General features: G+C 43.5%; 15 protein-coding genes and 1 riboswitch. Of the genes, 9 read left to right on the top strand and 6 right to left on the bottom strand.

Annotated features, from left to right (window positions below; all coding sequences use genetic code 11):
• Positions 1–10 precede the first annotated feature (10 nt).
• The 6 genes from OCU87_RS22500 to OCU87_RS22475 all read left to right on the top strand — a co-directional run bounded on the left by OCU87_RS22500 (position 11) and on the right by OCU87_RS22475 (position 9,557).
• Positions 11–964: a patatin-like phospholipase family protein gene (locus tag OCU87_RS22500; RefSeq protein ID WP_162267780.1), complete on the top strand. Its 954-nt coding sequence runs from the start codon at positions 11–13 to the stop codon at positions 962–964.
• 308 nt (positions 965–1,272) lie between these two features.
• The gene (locus OCU87_RS22495; RefSeq protein WP_062692605.1) at positions 1,273–2,856 is read left to right on the top strand and encodes a methyl-accepting chemotaxis protein; all 1,584 of its coding nucleotides are present in this window, start codon (positions 1,273–1,275) and stop codon (positions 2,854–2,856) included.
• A gap of 187 nt (positions 2,857–3,043) precedes the next feature.
• Positions 3,044–3,670 carry an NAD(P)H-dependent oxidoreductase gene (locus tag OCU87_RS22490; RefSeq protein WP_094956655.1) on the top strand — a complete coding sequence of 209 codons (627 nt, stop codon included), beginning with the start codon at positions 3,044–3,046 and terminating at the stop codon, positions 3,668–3,670.
• Positions 3,667–5,604 (top strand): monovalent cation:proton antiporter-2 (CPA2) family protein, encoded by a 1,938-nt coding sequence (locus OCU87_RS22485; RefSeq protein ID WP_062692609.1) that lies wholly within the window; start codon positions 3,667–3,669, stop codon positions 5,602–5,604. The genes OCU87_RS22490 and OCU87_RS22485 overlap by 4 nt, the downstream gene beginning before the upstream one ends.
• Positions 5,605–5,927: 323 nt before the next feature.
• The gene (locus OCU87_RS22480; RefSeq protein WP_062692610.1) at positions 5,928–7,376 is read left to right on the top strand and encodes a Na+/H+ antiporter NhaC family protein; all 1,449 of its coding nucleotides are present in this window, start codon (positions 5,928–5,930) and stop codon (positions 7,374–7,376) included.
• Between the two features lie 12 nt (positions 7,377–7,388).
• Positions 7,389–9,557, top strand: a complete 2,169-nt coding sequence (locus OCU87_RS22475) for a molybdopterin-containing oxidoreductase family protein (protein WP_261858562.1) — start codon at positions 7,389–7,391, stop codon at positions 9,555–9,557.
• A 94-nt stretch (positions 9,558–9,651) separates the two neighbouring features.
• On the opposite strand, the gene OCU87_RS22470 is transcribed toward OCU87_RS22475, so the two are convergent.
• Positions 9,652–13,296: a hypothetical protein gene (locus OCU87_RS22470; protein WP_261858561.1), complete on the bottom strand. Its 3,645-nt coding sequence runs from the start codon at positions 13,294–13,296 to the stop codon at positions 9,652–9,654.
• A gap of 271 nt (positions 13,297–13,567) precedes the next feature.
• Positions 13,568–13,667: riboswitch (purine riboswitch) on the top strand.
• 98 nt (positions 13,668–13,765) lie between these two features.
• Between OCU87_RS22470 and OCU87_RS22465 the strand changes: the two genes are divergently transcribed.
• Positions 13,766–14,770, top strand: coding sequence for an adenosine deaminase (locus OCU87_RS22465; protein ID WP_261858560.1), 1,005 nt, complete (start codon positions 13,766–13,768; stop codon positions 14,768–14,770).
• A gap of 135 nt (positions 14,771–14,905) precedes the next feature.
• On the opposite strand, the gene OCU87_RS22460 is transcribed toward OCU87_RS22465, so the two are convergent.
• A complete protein-coding gene (locus OCU87_RS22460) occupies positions 14,906–15,259 on the bottom strand; it encodes a hypothetical protein (protein ID WP_261858559.1) in 354 nt (117 codons plus the stop codon).
• An 800-nt stretch (positions 15,260–16,059) separates the two neighbouring features.
• On the opposite strand from OCU87_RS22460, the gene OCU87_RS22455 reads away from it, so the two are divergent.
• The gene (locus OCU87_RS22455) at positions 16,060–17,505 is read left to right on the top strand and encodes an AGE family epimerase/isomerase (protein ID WP_390960972.1); all 1,446 of its coding nucleotides are present in this window, start codon (positions 16,060–16,062) and stop codon (positions 17,503–17,505) included.
• 160 nt (positions 17,506–17,665) lie between these two features.
• Here the strand turns inward: OCU87_RS22455 and OCU87_RS22450 are convergent, their stop codons facing one another.
• Positions 17,666–18,118 (bottom strand): putative adhesin, encoded by a 453-nt coding sequence (locus OCU87_RS22450; RefSeq protein ID WP_261858558.1) that lies wholly within the window; start codon positions 18,116–18,118, stop codon positions 17,666–17,668.
• Positions 18,119–18,531: 413 nt separating this feature from the next.
• Here OCU87_RS22450 and OCU87_RS22445 point away from each other — a divergent pair, with 413 nt between their 5' ends.
• Entirely contained in the window at positions 18,532–18,837 is a 306-nt protein-coding gene (locus OCU87_RS22445; protein ID WP_261858557.1) for a hypothetical protein, read from the top strand.
• A gap of 108 nt (positions 18,838–18,945) precedes the next feature.
• Here the strand turns inward: OCU87_RS22445 and OCU87_RS22440 are convergent, their stop codons facing one another.
• From OCU87_RS22440 to OCU87_RS22430, 3 genes are all read right to left on the bottom strand, one after another.
• Positions 18,946–21,522 (bottom strand): bifunctional aconitate hydratase 2/2-methylisocitrate dehydratase, encoded by a 2,577-nt coding sequence (locus OCU87_RS22440; protein WP_261858556.1) that lies wholly within the window; start codon positions 21,520–21,522, stop codon positions 18,946–18,948.
• Between the two features lie 74 nt (positions 21,523–21,596).
• Complete coding sequence (locus tag OCU87_RS22435; RefSeq protein WP_261858555.1) at positions 21,597–22,907, bottom strand: PTS transporter subunit IIC; 1,311 nt, start codon at positions 22,905–22,907, stop codon at positions 21,597–21,599.
• 265 nt (positions 22,908–23,172) lie between these two features.
• Positions 23,173–23,946, bottom strand: a complete 774-nt coding sequence (locus OCU87_RS22430; protein ID WP_261858554.1) for a DUF5718 family protein — start codon at positions 23,944–23,946, stop codon at positions 23,173–23,175.
• Between the last annotated feature and the right edge of the window lie 84 nt (positions 23,947–24,030).

Below are 24,030 nucleotides of genomic sequence, written 5' to 3'. Positions count from 1 at the left end.
AAGGTGGTTTTTGGCTACAAGTTTTGCCGTTGGTTTAAGCGGGTGTGGGACCACAAATTATTACGATGCGCTCACAACAAAAGATATTGTGCCGCCTTCAGAGGTACAACAATCTGACAGTATAGTGGGCACTAGCTACGATAAGGCACAACGACCACGCTTAGCGATTGCATTTGGCGGTGGTGCTGCTCGCGGCATGATGCATCTAGGCGTAATGAAAGCTCTTGATGAAGCGGGTATTAAAGCTGATATCGTCACTGGTACTTCCGTCGGTTCGATAGCCGCTGTGCTATACAGCAGCAAGGAGTACGATGAAATTGAACAGATTATGTATTCATTTGCTGAACATGAAATTGCGGATTTTAATGTATCTAAACAAGGCTTAATCAAAGGGCGCGCATTGGCCAAGTGGCTAAATAAGCAAATTAGTTATGATGATGTGGCTGACTTACCAATACCAACAGGGATCGTCGCGACTAATTTAACAACTAAGCGTAGTGTGATGTTTACTCATGGTGATGTGGGCCGAGCAGTGCAAACGTCGTCGAGTGTACCTGGCGTATTTGTTCCTGTTCAAAACAATAACGATATTTTAGTTGATGGCGGTGTGTTATCACCAGTGCCTGTTTACGCTGCTCGCCAAATGAAGGCCGATATTGTGATTGGTATAGATGTATTTTGTAGCCAACCGCCACCGCTGACAGACAGCGCCGCTAAGGTTATTGCAAATACTTACTGGCTGCAAAGCTGCGATGCTTCAAGAAAAGAAACAAATAGTGCAGACATTATTGTAAGGCCTACACCTTGGGATGATAGTTTAGTGAATTTTGGTAACCGACAAGAGCGTGAAGCGGCAATGTCTGCAGGCTATGACGCGATGTTGCCACATATCCCTCAGTTAAAAGCGCTACTAAACAAGTCTGAGAATGCTGAGCCAATAGTCATTAAATCTGATGTGATCTAATTGTGTTTGACGTTAACCATTGTTTATAATTGCTTACGTTGTAGATACAAAATCTCAAGAGCATGCGCAGTTTATTCACATGCTGTTTTAATGTATAAATAAGATGGTTGATATTGAGTCAATCAAATTCTCCAAACTTAATTTGCACCATTAGTGACTTGTTTTTACTTGTGTTTAGTATATAAAGCTGGAGTAACGTCACAGTTTCTCTTTTTGTGTGCAGGTTGTTGCTTATGTTTTTTTATCTGCTATGAATCGCAGGTGAGCCAGATCTGCTTGCAAGAATATTATATACCCAAGGGCTGGTAATGCATCAAACAACGCCACTTCAAGACACCCACTCTCATGGTAAAGAGCGCGAGTATTCCTCGTCGCTTAACCTTATTTCTACGACAGATCCCCAAAGCCATATCACGTATACCAACCAGCATTTTTGCGATGTCGCAGGTTATCAAGCTGAAGACATGTATGGGGAACCTCATAATTTGGTTCGTCATCCAGATATGCCTAAGGCCGCGTTTGCTCAATTATGGCAATACGTCCAGTCTGGTAAAAGTTGGATGGGAGTCGTAAAGAACAGCTGTAAAAATGGTGACCATTACTGGGTTTCTGCTTTTGTGACACCGATTACTGATGATAAAGGGCGGGTTGTAGAGTACCAATCGGTTCGAAGCCGACCATCGCGTGATGAGATTAATCGTGCTTCTGAGATCTATAGCAAGATAAAGCATAATCAAAAAGCAGGTGTGGCAACGCGCCCTCGTTTGCGCCAAGGTTATATTTTAAATAGCTTACTTATCGCGACTATGGGACTAGCGGCTTACCAAATGTTTGCTTCTGATTTCAATTTAGTTTCTGTTGGTTTACTAGCAATCTCATCGTTAGCGCTTGGCTTGTCAGGCAAGATGGGTCAGCGCCAAGCCGCGATTAATGAATTGGCAGCCAAAGCCTACGACAACCCGTTGATGGAAGCGGTTTATACTGGCCGTAAAGATGATTACTCCGCTGTTGAATTAGCGCTGCGTATGCGCCAAGCAGAACTACGCGCCATTGTTGGTCGTGCGAGTGAAACCTCTGCTGATATTTTGATTTCCGCAGAAGATGAGCGCGCGAACTCCCAAGAGATTAAAACTAATTTAGCTCGTCAAACACAAGCCACTGAGCAAGTTGGGGTGGCGATGGGGCAGATGTCGATATCGATCCGAGAAGTTGCTGAAAGTGCAGCGCAAGCATCAGAGCTTACTTCGCAAGCGCAATCTATGTCGGAAGGCGGCCAGCAACGTGTGCAAGAGACGATTGACTCAGTGCAAGCACTGCATAGCGAATTGGATAACTCTAAACAAGTGATTAATGCGCTATCAGACAGTAGCCGTCAGATTGAAAGCATCTTAGATGTGATTGGCTCAATTGCAGATCAAACTAACTTATTGGCACTTAATGCTGCTATTGAAGCGGCAAGGGCGGGAGAAGCTGGACGTGGCTTTGCGGTTGTGGCGGATGAGGTTCGCTCGTTAGCGCAGAAAACCCAAACATCGACAGAAGAAATTCAGGCCATGATTACGAATCTTCAGCAGACGGCTGCGCAAGCAGTGAATGCAGTCGAGCGCGGTGGCGACTTATCAGAGCAGTGTCGAGTCCAAGCTTTAGAAACGGGCGATCAATTAAGCCAAATTAACGACATGCTGAATCGCGTGACAGACAATAGCCATCAAATAGCGGCGGCGGTTGAAGAACAGGCTGGTGTGTCTGACGATATTGGCCGTAATGTTGAGCAAATTAACGAGCTGTCCTTTGCGACTTCTTCGGTGAGTGACAGAGCCGTAGAAAGTACCCAGTGCTTGGTTGAGCGTTTAGAAGGCTTGAGCCGTTTGATGAAACAGTTCCAACGTTAAGTTATTTGCTTTGTGAACGAGCTCTCGGCCTCAGTGTTATCGCACTGAGGCTTTTTTATTTCAGCCCCCATTAAGTCCTATAGTTATCACTTACCATATATGTGATTATTGGACTCATATTTTGGTTTAGGCTTTAGGCTTTAGGCCTAGCAATTTTGATAGGCATTTCTGCAACATAATAAGGGATATTATGACCCAAAAGGTATTGGTGCTTTTCGCACATCCTTCTCAGCATCGTTCTGAGGTTAATCTTCCCCTTTTTGACGTGGCGAAGAAAGTCAGTGGCGTAACAACTGTCGATTTGTATGCTGAGTACCCTACGTTCAATATCAACATCGATAGAGAACAAAAGCGCTTACGTGAGCACGATGTAATCATCTTTCAGTTCCCACTCTATTGGTATTCAACCCCTGCAATTTTGAAAGAGTGGCAAGATCTTGTGTTGGAATATACCTTTGCTTACGGAACTGGTGGGGATGCGTTAGTAGACAAGACATTCTTCTGTTCGCTTACTGCGGGTGCCAAAGTAGATGCATACCGTGCCGAAGGGTATAACCATTTTACGATTCGCCAATTATTGTACCCATTGGAGCAAATGGCGAGCCTAACAGGCATGTATTACTTGCCTCCTTTAGCTTTGTTTGGTTCACGTACCGCATTAGAAGAAAATCGTATTGATAACCACCTTGCTGAATGGCGTCATTTGCTACAGCTGTTGGTTGCTGGAGATTTAGATCGTGAACGTGCATCTCAGCTCGAAAAGTTAAATCATTATTTAAATGATGATCCTCGTATGATGGAGGCGGTGAAATGACCAGTATCTTTCTGCAAGCTTTTATCTACCTAGCTGCCGCTGTTATCGCCGTGCCAATAGCGAAACGATTGGGCTTAGGCTCTGTACTGGGTTACCTGATTGCGGGTGTGGTGATTGGGCCCATTATTGGCTTAGTTGGTGAAGAGACCACAACCATTCAGCACTTTGCCGAGTTCGGCGTGGTGATGATGCTGTTCTTAGTAGGGCTAGAATTAGAACCCAAGATGCTATGGGCGATGCGTAATCGCTTAATGGGGCTTGGTGGCCTGCAAGTGGGGGGAACCACTGCGGTTGTGTTTGGGCTTGCCTTGTACTTTGAGCAACCTTGGACAATCGCATTAACGATCGGTCTTATTTTCGCGCTTTCTTCTACCGCAATCGTACTGCAAACCTTTAATGAAAAAGGATTAACGAAAACGGAAGGCGGCCAGAATGCCTTCTCAGTACTCTTGTTCCAAGATATTGCCGTTATTCCTATGTTGGCGTTTATTCCGTTACTGGCCTTACCTGATTTGGTTGCTCAGGCGCAATCAGCGATTGGCGCAGCGGCACAGCATCATGAAGAGCTCAGTTTAGTCGCAGGTCTACCTGGTTGGGCATATGGCTTAGTGATCACGGGGTCTATCATAGTGGTCGTGATTGGCGGTCATTATCTGAGCCGGCCACTGTTCCGTTTTGTGGCTAGTTCTGGCTTGCGTGAAATCTTTACCGCCACCGCTTTAATGTTAGTGATTGGCATTGCTGCGCTAATGAGCTTAGTGGGTTTATCGCCTGCATTGGGAACCTTCCTTGCGGGCGTGGTATTGGCGAACAGTGAGTTTCGTCATGAACTGGAATCTAACATCGACCCTTTTAAAGGCTTACTGCTTGGTTTGTTCTTTATCACCGTTGGTGCGGGGATTAATTTCGGCGTATTGTTTGATGATTTTGGTTTGATTATTGGGCTGACACTTGGCGTGATGCTGATAAAAGCATTAGTGCTCTATAGCCTTGCATTGATCTTTAAGATCAAAGGCAGTGACCGATGGTTATTTACCCTGAGTTTGGCACAAGCGGGTGAGTTTGGTTTTGTGTTGCTGAGTTTCTCGCTGCAAAATCATGTTATTCCTGCTGACGTCGCGCAGACCTTGTCGTTGGTAGTGGCGCTGTCTATGTTCTTAACGCCGGGGTTATTTATCTTGTTTGATAAAGTGATCTTACCGCGGTTTGAAAAAACATCGAATGATCGCGAAACCGATGTGATTGATGATCAAGGCACTGTGATTATTGCAGGTATCGGTCGTTTTGGTCAGATTGTTAATCGCTTATTGGTTTCCAATGGAGTGAAAACCGTAGTGCTGGATCATCAAGCCAATCAAGTAGATATGGTGCGCCAAATTGGAACGAAAGCCTACTATGGTGATGCAACCCGACCAGATTTACTGCATACAGCAGGCATTGAACATGCAGCTGCGCTGGTGGTTGCGATTGATGATCACGAGCACAGCGTTGAATTGGTCAAATACGTTAAGCATACCTATCCAGACGTTAAGATTATTACCCGCTCTTTCGACCGTGGTCATGGTTATCTCTTGCGCCAAGCGGGAGCCGATATTATTGAATCAGAAACGTACCATTCAGCGCTAGAAATTGGCGGACATGCGATGAAGTCGCTCGGCTTGCATCCTTTCTTCGTTGAGCAGCAAAAAGCGACTTACAAGCGTGTTGAAGATCGTAAATCAGACAAGCTGTATGCCGTGTGGGAAGATGATTCCGAAGGTGACCGTTTTGATAATAACTACCGTGATTTATTTATTCGCCTTGAAGAAGTGATGGCGGAAGAAATGAAAATTGATCGAAGTGATAAGCACAGCCGCTCGGAACGTGGTTGGACACCACCACCGAAGGGATATGCTGATGGCTTAGAGGATGACGAACAGCCTCAAGCAAACTAATTTATTGCGCAAGCAAATGAATCAAACACCGTTTCTACTAGCGGTGTTTTTTTTGACTTTACAAGTTTTACGATAAATTGCCGTAATTAAACTGAGGGGGAATAGACTTTGTAGCCAGAGTGAAGTTGTTATTGATTTAACTTAGTGTGATTGTTTTGAGGGCGATATTGTTAATAAACTGATTTTTGAGGCGATATTCAGTGATTTGTATAACAAAATAGAGGTTTCAATATAAAGTCTTCAAAAACAACACCTTAAGTCACGGTTATTGTTTCCTTGCTCTTTAGAATTGATTTTCCAACTTTTCATCAAAGGAAATGACCGTGGAAAATCGTTCATCACTTATCGATAAAAGAGAAGGTGTCCGCCTCCCATCTTTTGGCGAAGCCGTATTTCTGCTTTCATTCATCACTGTATCCTTGATTATTGGCATCATGGTTTTTCATCTCGATGTTCATATCTTGCTGATTATTTCTGTGGTTCTCACTATGTTACTTTGCTGGCGGTGTGGTTATAACCTCGATCAGCAAATTGAGATCATGGGCAATAGTTTAAAAAATGCAACGGGGGCTATGTTTGCCTTTCTGCTTATCGGCATGATCATCGGTATCTGGATTCTTGCGGGTACAATTCCTGCCTTGATCTATTATGGTTTAGATATTGTTTCTCCCGCACTCTTTTTACCTGCTGGCTTTTTGGTCTGTTGTGGTATCACCTATGCTACGGGCACCAACTGGGGCGCAGCTTCAACCATAGGTGTCGCGCTAATTGGCATGGGTATCAGCTTAGGTGTGCCTTTACCTGTGATTGCAGGGATGATCATTTCAGGTGGTGTGTTTGGTGTTAATTTATCGCCACTTTCTGATGTCACGATTTTATCGTCGGCGACAGCAGGAACCACAGTCAGTGATCACTTAAAAGCAGTCAGTAAAGTTAACCGTATCGTATTGGTATTATCTGCTGCCGCTTATTACTTTATGGGCGCATATTATGCAGGCTCTGAAACGGGCGGCACTGAACATATTATCGAATTACAGCATGTACTCAGCCAAACCTTCGACATGAATTTCTTGGTGCTAGCACCTATTGTGATCACCTTGGCGATGACCTTCGCTAAAATTCCCTCTCAAGTCGCTTTGTTCTGCGGCATCATCGTCGGTGGTGTGGTTGCAGCTGTTGTACAAGGCAATAGCCTACACGACATTTTTGCGGCTCTTAACTACGGTTTCACTCATGCAACGGGTTATGAACTGGCTGATACGCTGCTAGTCCGTGGTGGTATTCAAAGCATGATGTGGACCTTCTCGCTGGCGTTTATTGCCCTTTGTATGGGCGGTTTACTTGAGAAGGCGCATTTTCTTACTGTGATGCTTGAGAAGATCCTTCCCAAGCTGAAAAGTAATGTCAGTTTGGTGTTCACCACTTTGTGTACCTGCGTGCTGGGGAATGTCACAACCAGTGAAGTCTACTTATCGATGATCCTCAATGGCTCCCTTTACAAAGAGGTATATGCCCAACGTGGCTTTAAGCCAGAAATGCTCAGTCGCCTGCTTAGTGAAGGTTCGATGACGTCAGGTATGTTATTGCCGTGGACAACTGCTGGGGCATTTATGACGGCGACGCTAGGGGTTAGTCCGTTGGTTTATGCGCCTTATGCCGTGTATGTGTGGCTTACACCCATTGTCTCTCTGTTGCTCGTTGGTATGGGACGTACGCTTATTAAGTATGAACCTGCACAGGGCTACAGTGTGCCTAAAGACATCACGAACTGATTGGAGGCGACTATGTTGAATTCATTAGCTACGGAGCCTAGCACGCTTAATCAGCAACAAGATGAAAAAGTCACAATGACCAGTTGTGCGCTTTGTGGTGGCGGCTGCCAGTTAAAAATCATCGAGTCTTTGGATGGGTGTCAGAAAATCATGGGTGATATTGATGACCCCGTGTCACAAGGACAGTTATGCCGTAAAGGGCACAATGCGTTAGCAATCATGAATCACCCTGATCGCCTAACACAGCCATTAATGCGAATCGGTCAGCGAGGAGATGGGCATTGGCAAGCGGTGAGTTGGCAACAAGCGATAAACTATACGGCTGAGCGATTAGCGCAGACTCAGCAGCAGTGGGGCGATAACAGTGTCTTTCTGGCTTACGGGCATTCGAAAGACTTTATTAATACTCAGTTATTGCGGCTTGCTAATGGGATGCATACTGCCAATATTGTCGGCCCTGAAACTGTCTGCTGGGCTCCGACCAAACTGGGTCGTGAATATACGTTAGGGTATAACCCAAGCCATGATATTAACGACCAAACACAGTGCATTATGTTTTGGGGCGTTAACAAGTACCACACGCGTTTTAGTGAGGTCAAAACCTTAAAGCGAGCACTCAAAGCGGGCGCTCGCTCTATCTGTATTGATCCGCAAAAAACGAAGCATGCTCAGCAGTCCGATCTTTGGCTACGTATTGCACCGGGAGCTGATCTGTCTCTAGGACTGGCGATGCTTAAAGTCATTATTGAAGAAGATCTTTATGATCATGACTTTGTCGCTAATTGGTGCATAGGTTTTGAATGGCTTCAACAGCAGCTTAATCGTTATTCATTTGATCGATTGGCACAAGATGCACAGTTAGAGATAGGCCAAATTCAGGCAGCAACGCGGGCCTATGCGCAAGCTAAACCTGCGGTGATCGTGAGCGGTAATGCACTCGATCATAACAGTGACAGTTTTCAAGTGAACCGAGTTATCGCCATGTTGATGGCTATCACGGGTAACTTAGATGTGCCTGGCGGCCAATTTCACAATCAAGATACTTCATTGATAACCGGTCGCTGGCCTTACGATGATCAAGAAGTCAGCACCCTGTCACAAGTTGAGCGGGATCAAAGCGCAGGAACACCTGTTATCCCTGAATATTTCCGAGCGACGAATCAAGGGATCACGGATGCCATTTTGCATGATGAGCAAAACCCAGTGAAAGCAGGATTTGTGGTTGGTGCGAATCCATTACTAAGCTGGCCAGATACACATAAAGTGCATCAGGCGCTTAAAGCATTAGACTTTCTAGCCGTGTCAGAGCTATTTATGACGCCAACAGCGATGATGGCTGATATCGTTTTTCCTGCGGCAAGTTTTATGGAATACGAAGGTTTAACACAAGGTAACGATGGCGCCATTCGTTATCAACCTAAGTTGGGACAAGTGGGTGATGCGAAACCCGATCATCAGATTATTGCAGCTATCGGTGAGGCGTTGGGTGTCTTTGAAACGAAGTATGACAGGCTGTTAGAGCAAGACCCATTTAAATACTTTCAAGATGATGCGTATTGGAACCTATTCTTGCAGCCAAGTGGTGTGGATTTTACTGCGCTGAAAGCAAAACAACGGTTGGATCCCACGCCACCTGTTAAGCAGTATCGTAAATATTTGCATCATGGCTTTCCAACGCCTAGCCGTAAAGTTGAGCTGTATAGCAAGACATTGGTGCAGATAGGTGCGGATCCATTACCCGCATTTAAGCCCATGCGAATTGCGAGTAATAAGCGCTATCCTTTGCTTCTTACCACGGCAAAATCAAAACATTACATGTTCTCTCATGGCCGCCAAATCGCTGCGCTGCGTGATGCCCACCCCAATCCATTAGTACGCGTTCACCCAGAGACGGCCTTGTCGCTTGGGCTTATTGAGGGTGACAGCGTACGAATAGAAGCCGAGAGTGGTCAAGCGATTTACCAGCAGCTGAAGTTAGACTCTGATCTGGCACTGAATGTGGTCGTCGCGGATTTAAGCTGGTGGTATCCCGAGCTAGGGTACAACCGTTTAGGGGATGTTTTTGAATCTAACTACAATGTCTTAACCAATGGCGATGATGACGGTCGCGGGCTAGGCGAAGCGGGCAGTTTTAATATCAATGGGATTAGGGTGAGACTTAGTAAAGAGTGGGTGAGGTAAAGTCGTCTCGTCTTGGTCTTTCCGAAACCGTGAAGAAATAAAAAACGCCCTTGGTTTTGATTAAGCCAAGGGCGTTTTAAATGAAGCTATCGCGTTATACAGGGCTGTAATTTGCCACGGCTTCTTTTACTGCGCGCGAACGATCTTTAGTGAGAGGTTCCATCAAGATAGCGGCATCGCTTGCTTGGCTTAAAATCTCAGGTAGTTGTGCGCGTCGACCTGCATGTAGATAGGCCAAGGTTTTTTTGAAACTTGCTAGATTTGAGTTTCTTCGGCTCAAATCACCGCGGGCATGGTCGTGAATAAATTCACAACACGCTTCGAAGTTGGCGTGTTTAATACAAAATAGCGTAAGGTGGGCTGGGTTTACTTCCAGTTCTATTAGCCAATTTAGTAAGAAACGCAGTCCAGTTTCTGTTGCTTCGTTGTCATATTCACGAATACGTTCAAGGTAGGTGTCAAAGTCAATATCTTCTTGGCTGAGCTGATGGTGTAACCATGGTTTTTCATAGTTTCCTTCAATAATTTTAAAGCCACGGTAGTTATGGTTGAACAGTAACTTGGCGAAACGATCACGGCGCACTTGGTCCATCGTCCAGATGAATTGGTTCAAACCGTACATGGTGTATTCTTCAGCGTTAGGGCTGAAATATTCGTCTGACAGCTGCGCTGCATAAAGTGAAGCTATACTGTCGAAATCGACTTCGCCTGCTAGGTATTCTAAGGTTTGCTCGACGATATGTTCGATTCTTGCCTTAGTATTTTGTAGTTCAGCGATACGGGTAAGTAGCGCTTGGCTATCGGCATCTTCTGCGAAAATCAGCAATGGCCCGCGAGGTAGTGATTCAAGGTAGGCCTCAAGGGGAACTTCATGGTCAGCCATCAAAATGACATGGTGATCGTCGCCTTGTTCGTTACGGCGTTTTTGCACCACGGTGAGTGCCATCCAACTCATGCCATCCATATGACAAGGTTGGTCGTGAACCGTATCTTGATCTGCGATGATAGGTAGTCGCAGTTTCGCTGGTGTCTTATCGCCATCACCTATGAATAAGCAGCCTTTGCCAAACTCGCAGGCCAACGCTTGTTCCCAAGACTGAATATTCAGCTGTACCATGATTTTGAGTGCACGTTTGAAGTCGTGGTTGATATCAAGTGGGATCTCAGGGTACTTGAGCGATGCATGGTGCAAGAACTCAATTTTGGTGTGTTCGTTGATGTATTGTAAGCCGTCACGCATGGCTTCGGCTTTCTTACGATCTATGCTGCCGAACATGCTGGTTTCAGTGCTGGTTATTTCGCTATATACATCGATCCAATGTTTAAAACGCTTGGTATCATGGAATTGACGATTCATTTCATAAGCACTGAGTATTCCCTTGTTAATCCCTGCTTTTTCGAGTTGTTCTTGGATGTTGATATCATCAAGTATGTTCTCAAATTCTATATCCCACGAATCATCTGAGTAGGCGCGCAAGATATTCCGTGCGGTACGAACAGGGGCAAGGGTAATGATAAATTGCCATAGGCGATCGGCTTGTGCACGTAAAGGCAATGGCAGCTGACGTAGCCAGAATGCAATCAAGGTGAAGCGCTGGAAGTCTTCATCGTGGTCTTGGAATAACTTGTAGCCTGATTGGTATTCGCTGTATTTATTCAGGTAGATATTACTGCGGCGGCAGCAATCATCGCGGAATAATTGTGGTTCAAGCAGTGCCAATAGACTTTCTTGGCTCTCAGTTGGTTTGTCAGCCATAAAATAGGCTTTAATGCGAGCAACATCTGTTTCGCTTAGCCCTTTATCTTCAGGGCAGTAGTACGCCCCTTGAATGAAGGCTTCTTTTATTATGTGCGAAGCGGCCATTTCCCAAACATTGTGTTCGTTTACGTAGTGAAATAGTGCCTCGGTAATATCATCGCCTAGGTTTTCATTGAAATCGTGGTGAAGCTGGTAACTTGCCAGCGCCATAAAGCCCATGTGAGGTTCAGGCCAGTGCGTAGGACGACAGAGTTCGCGAGAGGTACGCAGTACCTTATCGACATGCTTAAAATGTTTGCTGTACAGCATCTCATCGTTATCGGTGAAGCTACTGAAGATAGACTGTACATCACGCGATAGCGCAGGTTCGAGAGGTTCATTGTCAGCATCTGACGTGGTTGCTTCAGGTGCTGGTAGTTGGCTATAGCGACGGTAGTAGTCTTGACGTGACAGTAGGGACTCTTCATCACCTTCTGTGAGTGATTCCATCATGTACTTGCGAAGTTCACGTTTACCTAGCGCGTGATAAAAGACATCGATGACACGCAGGTATTGTTGGCGACGTGCTTCCAGTCGACCTTTATCGTTGTCTGCGGTGACAGTTAAGGTCGTGATCAAGCCATTTTCATGTTCAATGGTCGACTCTTCACCAAAGTGATCTGTTAGTAGATCCCCACGGACTAAATCTAGAATACTATTTAATTCTTCGGTAACGCCTTGGTTGTTATATTCAAAGCTGCACAAGTGATCTTCAATTTGAGCTGACATTTCAGGTGCATGCGCCTTGGCGAGCGGAATTAGCTCAACTTCTTCTAAGGCATCTAATGCACTGCGGTCTTCGCCGTTTTCGATATAACACCAAAGTTGTTCACCTTGCGGCATGGCGAGAATGAGCGGTTTGAGTACCTGGGTGCCAAAATTGAGTTCGTATTGACGCTCGTCACGGGCGAGATAGGCGAGATACTCTGCACGTTCTTTTAGCGCATTTTCAGAGGCTTTCACCAAGGTATCTGTCACTTGGCTTCGAATATGGGCTTCTAGATCGTAAGCTTCATCTTCCAGCGTACTGGCCATGAATGCTTGCTGCACAAAGGCATCTAGCGTTTCATCTTCGTCGTAAAAATCAGAGTGTGAGAAGAGACTCTGATACAGCCATAATACTGGATGATGGTGGCTAAAATCTTCATCCTCTTCTTCTGTGGTATCTATGCTAGACAACAATACGGGCTTGGCCTGAAAACGCTCAATCACCATCTGCTTAAAGCTGTCGTATTGATCTGGGTTTTCCTTTAAGTATTCACCTAAAGGCTGATAGGTGACGGCATCGCTATAGGGATCATCCTTGAACATCCCAGTTCTAAAAGTAGGGTTGTCACACCAAATAAAGGCTTTAATAAGTGTGGGCTGCCAGCCGTGCTTTGTTAATAATGAAGCAAGATAGCTTTCATATTGGGTGGCATGTTCATCGTCCCAATAGGGGATGAAAAACTGCCCCAGAAGGTAAGTGTATTGCAGATCGGAGCTTGCCAGCATATACAGCGCTTCGACACCAAATACACGCATGTCATCAATCCACATTTCACTGGTATCGTTCATGCGGCGAGTATAAGCAACAATGGCTTTAGCGGTATCGACAATAGTGTCTTTAATTTCAGGATATTGGAGTGCGGCAGCAAATAGGATCACCTCCGAGATATAGGTTTCAGTGGTGTCGGTGATCTCATGGTCATAGTAGTGAGAACCACCTTCTTGACCTTTATCTAGCGCGGACTTTAGTAGCCCAAGGTTCTGTCCCGCATCGCTGGGCTGTAAGCGGCGCTGTTCGTTAGAACTGTTAAGTGTGAACTCCACGTCAAACTGTTGATTATTAAAAGCTTGGTCAGTATTGAGGAGCGTTTGATATTGAATTAGAGCAGCGTTGATTTGTTGTGGATCTTGAATATCGAGGGTAATTATTTTGTTTTTATCAAATTGATTCATAAGGCGATGTTTTATTATAAATGACTTTAAATACAATAGCTTAAATTGTTATATCATGAAAGAGGGCATCTTTCATGATGCGCTATGTATCCGGTTTTCGATGAAAATATTTCACTATCTATATGTATACAGCGACCGTAACAGCGCTTTTCTAATCCCCAGGTCGCATCTAATAAGATCCCATCATTAACCTGCATCCTAGTCATCTCTCAAATAATCTCACTCCAATAAAATAGAACACATTGGAGCTAGTCAATCGGCTCTTTTGGCGTATAATCACTGACGTTTGCTTCGTATAACCCCAATGATATGGTTTGGGGGTCTCTACCAGCTCCCTCAAAGTGCTGATTACGAAGAGTTGAGATCGCAGTGGATCTTACTCTTTGTAATGGCGTTCATTTTTTCAAATCTGTGCCTATTCTTAGAGTAATTGTATCCACAATAACCATAAGAAAAGATGGATGAGAATATGAACGCATTTATTCAGGGTCTTCCAAAGGTAGAGCTGCACTTACATATCGAAGGTTCACTAGAGCCAGAATTGCTGTTTGAATTAGCAAAACGAAATAACATCGATATTCCATATCAATCCCCACAAGCCCTTCGCAAAGCTTACGAGTTTGAAGATTTACAGTCTTTTTTAGATATCTATTATCAAGGTGCAAACGCGCTGCGTACCGAGCAAGATTTTTACGATCTGACTTGGGCATATTTAGAAAAGTCCAAAGCCGATAACGTTATCCATACTGAAATCTTCTTTGATCCGCAAACGCACACAGATCGTGGTATTCCTTTCGACACCGTTATCAATGGCATTCACCGCGCGATGCAAGACGGACACGAGCAGCTAAGCATTACCTCGCAAATTATTGCGTGTTTCTTACGCCATCTTTCAGAGGAAAGCGCGATAGAAACCTTACAATCGATTTTGAATCACCAAGATAAAATCATTGGGGTAGGACTGGACTCTTCCGAGCAAGGTCACCCGCCAGCAAAGTTTAAGCGAGTATTCCAACAAGCCAAAGAAGCAGGTTTGCTGACGGTTGCACACGCTGGCGAAGAAGGCCCTGCGCAAAACATTGTGGATGCTGTAGAAATGCTTGGTGTTAGCCGTGTTGATCACGGGGTTCGTTGTGTAGAGGATGAGCTGTTACTCGATGCATTAATTGACAGTAAAATGCCACTAACAGTATGCCCGCTTTCTAACATTAAACTGCGCGTGTTTGATGGAATGGAACAGCATAATATCGCCGAACTTCTTCGAAAAGGCGTAGCAGTTACTATTAACTCTGACGATCCTGCTTACTTTGGCGGTTACATGACAGATAACTTCTTAGCGGTCAGCCATGCCCACCCGATGAGCAAGCAAGAACTGGCACTGTTCACCATTAATGCGATTAATGGCAGCTTTATCAGCGATGCACTAAAGGCTGACTATCGTGCTCAGGTAGAACATTACGTAGCGAATCATTAATGATTAAAGGGCTAGGTTGCTAGCCCTTATTTTTATATTCACTAACATCGTTAAGGATTATAGATAGTTTATATTTTGGCGGAGAAAAATGAGTTGCTGCCAATAACCAAAAATAACCTAGATAAAGCTTTCCTTTTATTCCGATGGAGATGCGAATAAATTAGCATTGGCAAATTTGTTGCGAAATGCTTGAAAACCGTACAGACTCCAATTAGTTGCCAAAATTTCATTATAGCTAGGATGAGCTGTATCGTATTCCCCCGCACTAGTAAAATAAATCTCCCCATTTACAGAATATATCGTTTGGTTGTTATCATCGAAACATATAAAAGACGCTAAACCACCTCTTTTGGTATTTCTAAAACTATTAAATTGCCCGTTTATAACTAAAGCTTCCAAATCAAGGTTTGCAGAAAACTCACACTTACTCGCCCCGAGTGATAGTGCATCTGCTGGAATCTCGGTCTTGGTAGACGTTGTCATTTTCATAGGCCAGATCTCTGCACCAAACGAGTCGCCTCCATTTCTATACGTGCGAAACATTGAATAACCACTATATACTTTTGGTTGGCCTGAAGTGTCATACTCGGAGACTGCTGAATAATAGTTCAGTTCATACGCGTTATTAATACTCGAGTCAGTATTTACTCTTGGTAGTGTCATTTTTTCATGGTCAATATTATTGCATTTATTCACAGTCATAGTGGTAAGGTACTGAATTAACTGTGGGTTTTCTTGTTTCTGTTCTCGATATATATTGTTGATACTACAGTGTTCTTCTGGTTTTTCGGGAAGAACTGGCGCTGTAGGCGGTTTGGGTGATGGCGGGACTAATGGAGATATTGGTCGGCCGCCACTTGAGCTTTCACCTTGACTATTATTACTCCCACCACAGCCGACCAAAGTCAGAATTGATATTGTAACTAAAAAGATAGTTTTCGTTTTATTTTCTCACTCTCTCAATATAAGTCGATAGTTTCATATTATGGTCGGTAAGTGTGTCTGTTGGATTTTTATGAACCTTATTTGGTGAGGTCTTTATGGATTATAGTACTTAATACTTTTCTTATTGAATTTGAATAACTCAAAAATACTTTTAAGCTATTTATATCGTCTTAATAATTACGCTATCCCTGCCTTATCTTGTCGATGTGTCTCTTTATTAATTTAGTCGGTAAAGGGGACGGTCTTATGCATCGTCACTAATTCAAATGGATGTGACTGTGTTGGCAATGTGTGAGCATATAGTTGCTTATAATAGCTAAAATTCAAAAGATTAAGTTATTATTATGCGAAGAAACCTTCTCGGCATCATGCTGGCAACCTTCAGCTTATCGGGTTATGCAGCGCAAGATCTTCCATTGGGTGCAGACTGGCTCAATCACGTTACAGACGGGTTAGCACCGTATTGGATGATGGACAGCGCACAGGGAGCGCCTGTAGGTAATTTTCCGACATTTCGTTGTGACAATGGCACGATATTAAATACGGTTCAGCCTTGTAATGAATTGAACAAGGGCTGGATCACTCCGAGCTTTAATCGTGAGTATACCCGTATGAAGTCGCGTCAAACTTATGCTTATGGAGTTATTTTCCACCTGACGGGGGATCTGCAGGCGCTTGCGCTTGCCAAGAAAGGGACATATTACCTAATCGACCATCTGCAAGATAAGCAAAATGGTGGCTTTATTAGCTATACCCACATGGGTAAGCCTGGACTAGATTGGCAGCAGCGTACTGCGCAAGATCAAGCGTATGCTTTAGTCGGTTTGGCGATGTATTATTATTTAACTCAAGACCCTAAAGTTGAACAAGTGCTTATCCAGCAACAAGCTTTTATCTTTAATAAGTATCGCCTCACTGATGATCAAGGGCTGGCATGGGTGCTAGCAGATAGTGAAGAAGATAGTGCTAAACAGCGAGAACTCGTGGCTCAGCTAGATCAAATAAACGGTTATTTGTTGCTGGTGGCACCGTTATTGCCACCTAAAGCCAAAGCCAAGTGGGAGCAAGACTTAGGCTGGTTAACGCAAATAATGCTTGATCAATACCAGTCTGAGAAAGAGCTGCGCTTCTATGGAGCAATTCATCATAAAGCTGTGATGATGCAAGACGCTAAGCATAATGACTTTGGTCATACCATTAAAGCGTATTGGATGGCGTATTTAAGTGGGCGTTTACTGGATCAACCAAGCTGGGTTGAAACTGGTCTGAAGGGCATGAAGCATACTCTGAAACAGGCTCAATATTCGCAGGACTTCGACTTAGTGCAGCCGTTTTTCTCAGATACATTAAGTGCGAAGTGGCAAGGAAAAGCCATCCTTGCATGGCAATCTCGAGCATATTCCAATGGCACGTCTTCATGGGAGTGGGCAGAGCTCGATCAAGCGGCGATGACTGTTTCATTACTTGATGGCTCAATGAAAGATACGTTGAAATATACGCTGCCAACCTTTATGGATGCATGGGTTGATCATCAATATGGTGGGGTTGGATTGAACCCTAAATCGACCAAAGCGTTTCATTGGGGTAACGGGTATCATCAATTTGAACATGCGTTAGTGGGTTACCTTTACGCACAGCAAAATGATGGAAAACCTGCCGAACTGTATTACGCAAGACCGAAAAATAGTGAGATGCCATTACAACCTTATTACTTCCAAGCCGAGGTATCAAAAAAGCTTCCTGTAACGAAGCAAGTCACCAAAGTCGCATTTTCTCATATTCAGGCTTAATTCTATAATGGGTTATTATTCATAACCCATTTATTTTACCTGAAGCTAATAAAGATGCTTTATATCTTTCAGGGGGCAGGAAGTTACTTTTACTACGTTACATTTAGTCTCATGCATTAATATATAACTAAGTTGTGAGAATTAAACGTAAAAGGGTGATTTAAAAATCATATGTCAGTTTATTGATTCGGCAGGCGAAACTTCGAATGTCTGTATAGCCAAGATCTAATGTTTTGATAGCTTCAAAAACATCCGTCATATGAGATTTACCAACGGTATCTATTCTGATTAAGTCGTACTGCTCGTTGGGTTTATAGCGATCAAATAATGGGTTGTGCGTTAAAGAGTAGTTGTTGATGAAGGCACCAAATACAACAGTATCTTGGGGTTGGATATCGAATCCATTAAGCAAGTGGTTCGCTTTTGTACCTATTGAAGGTTCATTCCTCATGCTGTTGAACTCCATTGTTAACCCATGAGGAATCGCCACTAGTCCCGAGCCTTTTCTAAATTTAGATTGGCTTGGCGTATAGCCGCCATGAGATAAAATAAGTGCCTTTTTGGCAGTAAAGTTCACACTAGAGATAATAAGCTTTTTGAATTTTCTTTCCATGATTTTCCTGTTGTCAAATCCAGCATTATTGAAAATGGTATATATGTCTGGTGTTGTGATTAATTGCTGAGATACGGAGGTCTTGTTTTAATAACGATTAGCTTTTCATCCATATTGACGTGGGTTTTATAATTTATATTCTGACTTTATTATATACATGAAGATATGTTACTCAATGGTTAATTTAGGTGTGGCGGTGCTTAACTAATTGTGTGATAAATTAAAGTGTTAATATAATGCGCAGAGTTGAATAATAAATAATAATATTTATAATTTACACTGGTCATGCTGGATATTTATAAAATAAATGCAGCTCGAAGGTGAGGCCTTATAAAGTTATTAATGGTTTTTATGAGTTAACTGTTAATAAAAGACGTATCATAACAAGGATAAGAATTGGAATCAGAGATAATATGGATAAATTACTAAGAGCCGTGTGTGTGGTGACTTTCACTTATGCATTATTGTATGTGAATAATCACTTTGGCAATGTCGAAGGCTTCCGTTTTTGGGGCGTTGGTTTACTTGCGTTGTCTATTTTTCTGTTGTTTAAAGAAAAGGTCGAATTAGTGATGGGAGGGAAGAAGCTAGGTGTTAGTTTTGAAGGTGCTGAAAAGTTACTGATTGTACTACCAATGTTAATTACCGCCATCGCGATCTTACTTAAGCCGCATGATGTGGCTTGTATTGTTCATATAAAAAGCTTTGTGTGCAATTAAGTATGGCGTTTACATTGAGTATGTAGCGGTTTAATGAACGTGATCACTGGTCAGAAAGCTGTGATCACGTTCCTAGAGAATAATCTCTCTATTTTGTCAGTGATAACATCACACGCATGCGATGTTTAATGATTGGTTGTATTCAGGCATTAAATCAAACCTCAAATAACGATAGTGATCGTTTGTCAAAACACCCTCTACATGTTGTTGGTATTCTTTTGCCGTTGGCAATCGACCTAAAATGGCAGCGACGGTGGCTAGTTCTGCAGAGGCCAAATACACATTAGCACCTTGGCCGAGTCGGTTAGGAAAGTTACGTGTCGAGGTTGATACTGCGGTACAACCTGCTTTAACTCTTGCTTGATTGCCCATACACAGGGAACATCCGGGCATTTCAACCCTCGCCCCTGCTATGGCGTAGGCCGATTTCGCACCTTCTCGGTGAAGTTGTTTATCGTCCATGCGGGTTGGTGGCGCAAGCCAAAGTTGGGCTTGTGTTTGTTCCCCGTTTAAATGGGATAATAGAGTAGAGCTTGCTCGGAAGTGTCCAATGTTTGTCATGCAAGATCCGACAAAAGCCTCGTCGATGTTCGTGCCGGCTACCTCGCTGAGGCGAGCGGCTTTATCAGGATCGTTAGGGCAACAGACAATCGGTTCTTTAATGTCGTTTAAATCAATTTCGATCACTGCTGCATATTCTGCGCCCTCATCGGCTTGTAATAGTGAGGGATTGTCGAGCCACTTCAGCATAACTTCGATGCGTGATTTTAGTGTCGCTTTGTCGCCGTATCCCTCGCGAATCATCCACTCTATTAAACTCACGTTTGATTGAGTATGAGTGATTACACTGTCGAGATTTAGCTTAATGGTACATGCCGCTGCAGAGCGCTCTGCACTAGCATCTGTGAGCTCAAAGGCTTGTTCAACGCTAAGATGATCAAGCCCTTCAATTTCAATGATACGGCCATTGAAGATATTGATTTTGTTGGCCGTATCAGTATTGAGTAAACCCGATTCAATGGCTTTTAATGGAATGGCATGAACTAAATCACGTAAAGTGATCCCTGATTGAAGTTTACCTTTAAAGCGCACTAATACCGATTCTGGCATGGTTAATGGCATGGTACCTGTTGCTGCGGCATATGCGACTAACCCTGAGCCAGCCGGAAAGGAAATACCGATAGGGAAGCGAGTATGGGAGTCGCCCCCAGTTCCAACTGTATCTGGAACTAACATACGGTTTAGCCACGAGTGGATAACACCGTCACCAGGGCGTAACGCTACACCTTTTCGTTGTTCAATAAATTCTGGTAATGATTGGTGCAGTTCTGCATCTACTTTTTTTGGGTAGGCTGCAGTATGGCAAAATGACTGCATGACCAAGGGAGCAGAGAAAGACAGGCATGCAAGATCTTTGATTTCATCGCGCGTCATTGCGCCTGTGGTATCTTGCGAGCCTACTGTAGTCGTTTTAGGTTCACAAAATTGGCCTGGTAGCACGCCTTGTTGATCGCAAGCTTGTCCGACCATTTTTTGAGCGAGTGTAAATTTTGCATCAACGATATTTTGCTTTGTGTCTTTAAAGCGTTCAAATTCAGGTAAGCCAAGGTGAAGGCGAGCCGCCTGAGTTAGGCGACGTCCAATTAAGTAGTTGATTCGGCCACCAGCCTTTACTTCATCAAGAATACCAGCTTTAAGATCGAACTGACTAACAACGTCGTTTTTGTTGTTTTTAATCACGCCTTGATACGGATGAATAGTAAGTTCATCGTTCATCTTGATTTGGCTTACATCACACTCGATAGGCAGTGCGCCGGAATCTTCAAGTGTTGCAAAGAAAATCGGTGCGATTTTACCGCCAATGACGATGCTGCCAGTGCGTTTGTTGGGGACAAAAGGAATGTCTTGGCCAAAATGCCACATTACTGAGTTCGCGGCAGATTTACGAGATGAACCTGTACCTACGACATCACCGACAAAGGCGATGTCGTGCCCCAATGATTTGGCTTGAGTGATTTGGTTGATGCAACCAACTTTACCGCTTTGATCGGGTTGAATTCCTGAACGTGCATTTTTGTACATCGCTAGAGCGTGAAGTGGGATATCTGGTCGGGTAAAAGCATCTTGTGCTGGCGACAGATCGTCCGTGTTGGTTTCGCCATTAACTTTAAATGCCGTAAGACTCAACGTTTCAGCAATGTCTGGACGTGAGAAAAACCATTCAGCTTCAGCCCAAGACTGGACCACTGAGAGTGCGTATGCATTACCGTTGTTTGCACGTTCTGCGACTTCATTAAAAGCATCGTAAACCATGATCAGATATTTTAATGCTTGGGCCGCAAAAGGAGCTAGTTCGTTGATATCTAACGCAGCCACTAAATACTGGACATTATAACCCCCTTGCATAGTGCCGAGTAATGCTATGGCTTTTGGTGCCGTAATTAATGGGCTTGTCCATTCTCCGCGAGCAAATCGCCATAGGCATTCAGCTTTGGTTAGCGCTGCATCATCGACACCACATGGGGTCATATGGGTAATAAGATCTAGTAGCGTTTCGTTATGTGCCGAATGCTCACCGTTTGTGATTGAACGAAAGAAAGCCGTCACTTCTTGTGCTGTTAGGCTTGGTGCGCTAACGCCTAGAGCTCGACGCGCCTCAGTTTTTTCTTTATATGACTGATACATCTGCATGTCTCGAAATGTAGGTAAAGTTGCCTCTGGGTACCAGATATAGTCCCCAGAGGTATGAGTTAAATGGGTTAACTAAATAGCGACAGCACTAAGTGAAGTGACTCACCCAAAATAGAGAAGTCAGTGGTGGAGTAGGTGGTTGGCGCTGTGACGCCTGCGTCGTGGATGGGTTGGAAAACAATGCCAGATCCAATGATTGAGATGAAACCACATGCTAATGAACCTAGGATACAACCACGAGTTCCTCCTGTTGCATTACCTATGATCCCTGCGCCACCGCCACTTGCAAAGGTAAACAGAAGTGAAGGAACAATTACAGGTAAGCCAAAGAATGGTAGGAGCATCATGGCGATGAAGCCTGCAACGGTACAGCAGATAAAGCCAACAAATACAGCATTCTTTGAGTACGGGAATAGGCTGTAGATTTCGATTGCAGGGATACTGTTTTTGATTAGTTTTTGAGAGATCCCTTTAAAGGCAGGGATCAACTCTTCGACAAACATGTGAACGCCTTTGGTGAGTGCAAAAACACCAACAGCAAACATGCCTGATTCTTTCAGTAGGAATAAAAAGACATTTTCGTGGCCGTGTTTGGCTTGTTGATTTGCGATTTCTTGAACATTGTCAAAGCCAGCAAAGGCACTGGATACAAGGAAGAAAGCGAGCATCACAACAAAAGTTGAGGTATTTTTATCAGCAAGAAAGCCAATCGCAGTTGGGATTTTTGCTTCTTCGATATCATTATCGGCGTTACCAAATTTGTCGCCAAGGAAACCTGCTAGCATGTAACTGGTTGAACCAAATTGTCCGATAGAGAAATCACCAGATGCGCGAAGCGGTTCAACCCCTTTGATTCGGCGGCAATAACCCACTAAGAGTGAAGGGCTTATGACACACCATATCGCAGTAATAACGGCTCCGATCATTGCAGAAACAGTAATGCTATAACCATGAAGCATAGAAATAAGAGTTAAACATGACACCATAAAAAAGACGTGATGACCGGAGAGGACAACATATTTTAGCGGAGTAATGCGTGCGAATAACACATTGAGCGCCATGGCTCCAATAAGGCCAAAGGCAATCGCACTGCCAAACTCTTGGCCAAGTTGCACGATGGCTTCAACAATGATGACCTCATTATTAGGTACAATACCTTCGACGTGGAAAGCCATCATAAAGATATGAGAAAACTGCTTTAATGATGGTGAGATCATTAACTTAGCTGCGGCAAATAATAATATAAAACCGAGAAAAGTTTTACTGACTGAAACTATGGTATCGTTAATGTTCTTGCGTAAAATCACACAGCCTATGAGTGTAAATAAAGAGACAAGAATTGACGCGTCCTTTAATAATTCGATTATGGTTTCTAGCATTACTGTTTCCAGTTTATTGAATGTAGGGATACGATACTTTTATTACCTTGGGCTTTTTTTGACTTGGGTTGGTTATTTTGTGGTACTAAATTTCAGAAATGAATTTAATGTATTTAATACGTTGTAATATCAGTGTGTAATAAAGGTAAGGTGATTTTATTTGATGGTGGTTATCTTTAATGTGAGTTTTTTGATGATTGTCTTTAAGGGGAGGTAAAAGCTAGCTCTGAAGCTAGCTTTTACCTGTAATGGCTAGTTAATATTACTAAATTACTTTTTGACTATATGAAATTACGTCACTGTCATTTATCACGACACCTGACTTTAACTTGGTTGTGATGTCTTCTACAGAGATCTTCTTGCTGTTAACTAATGCAATGGAAATCTCATCGTTAGGTTGAATGAAGTAGGTTTCTCCCCATGTGGTGTAGTTGGGAGCTCCACAAAAAATAACAACCTCAGATGGGTAACCTGCCGCTGCGAGTTGCGGTAGGATCTCTTTACAGATGCCTTGTGATGTTTGACTATTCATGGTGTTAACTAACCAGTCACACATCTCACGGTAGAAGATTTTTAACTCGGAAGGATCGGCGATAGGTGTGTAGTCAACCGACTTACCATTACGCTTAACCACAGAGACAAGTTTGTATGCGTGATCATAGGTTTCGAGTTGGTCAACGTTCCACCAGTGAGTTGCTACTCCTTTTGATGCACTGCCCCAAGACTTTCTTTCTGCAATTTTTGTGGCTCCTTCAAGTTTACGAATGGTCATATCATTACCTACAGTAATTGCACGTGGTGATAATGATTTGACATGGTTATTATCGTATTCCACGTCGAATTTAACTACGAATTCAGGCTCAGCTTGTATATGCTCGCCATGTGGTGGGAATTTTAATATTTCGCCTGTGGTTACAGCATTGCTATTTGCATCTTTAACAACGAATAAGCCATTTGGTAAATGTGATTCTTCTACTTTTTCTGCGCCTGATAAATGGCCAGAAAAGTTACCGATAATTCCTAAACTAAAACATTTCATTTTATAACCTTGCTTAATTTAATTAAAAGCTGCTTTCTATAGTGAGTGACAACTTTGTTTTCTACACGTTGAATATTTATATTG

Source organism: Photobacterium sanguinicancri, assembly GCF_024346675.1.
Lineage (GTDB): Bacteria > Pseudomonadota > Gammaproteobacteria > Enterobacterales > Vibrionaceae > Photobacterium > Photobacterium sanguinicancri.
Note: the sequence above shows the minus strand (reverse complement) of the source record. Positions and strands in the feature narration are given on the sequence as shown.

Coding starts and splice junctions, on each gene's coding strand:
- OCU87_RS22430 (WP_261858554.1), bottom strand. CDS start 23,946: ATGAAATGTTTTAGTTTAGGAATTATCGGTAACTTTTCTGGCCATTTA.
- OCU87_RS22495 (WP_062692605.1), top strand. CDS start 1,273: ATGCATCAAACAACGCCACTTCAAGACACCCACTCTCATGGTAAAGAG.
- OCU87_RS22465 (WP_261858560.1), top strand. CDS start 13,766: ATGAACGCATTTATTCAGGGTCTTCCAAAGGTAGAGCTGCACTTACAT.
- OCU87_RS22485 (WP_062692609.1), top strand. CDS start 3,667: ATGACCAGTATCTTTCTGCAAGCTTTTATCTACCTAGCTGCCGCTGTT.
- OCU87_RS22435 (WP_261858555.1), bottom strand. CDS start 22,907: ATGCTAGAAACCATAATCGAATTATTAAAGGACGCGTCAATTCTTGTC.
- OCU87_RS22470 (WP_261858561.1), bottom strand. CDS start 13,296: ATGAATCAATTTGATAAAAACAAAATAATTACCCTCGATATTCAAGAT.
- OCU87_RS22450 (WP_261858558.1), bottom strand. CDS start 18,118: ATGGAAAGAAAATTCAAAAAGCTTATTATCTCTAGTGTGAACTTTACT.
- OCU87_RS22445 (WP_261858557.1), top strand. CDS start 18,532: ATGGATAAATTACTAAGAGCCGTGTGTGTGGTGACTTTCACTTATGCA.
- OCU87_RS22460 (WP_261858559.1), bottom strand. CDS start 15,259: ATGAAAATGACAACGTCTACCAAGACCGAGATTCCAGCAGATGCACTA.
- OCU87_RS22440 (WP_261858556.1), bottom strand. CDS start 21,522: ATGTATCAGTCATATAAAGAAAAAACTGAGGCGCGTCGAGCTCTAGGC.
- OCU87_RS22455 (WP_390960972.1), top strand. CDS start 16,060: ATGCGAAGAAACCTTCTCGGCATCATGCTGGCAACCTTCAGCTTATCG.
- OCU87_RS22475 (WP_261858562.1), top strand. CDS start 7,389: ATGTTGAATTCATTAGCTACGGAGCCTAGCACGCTTAATCAGCAACAA.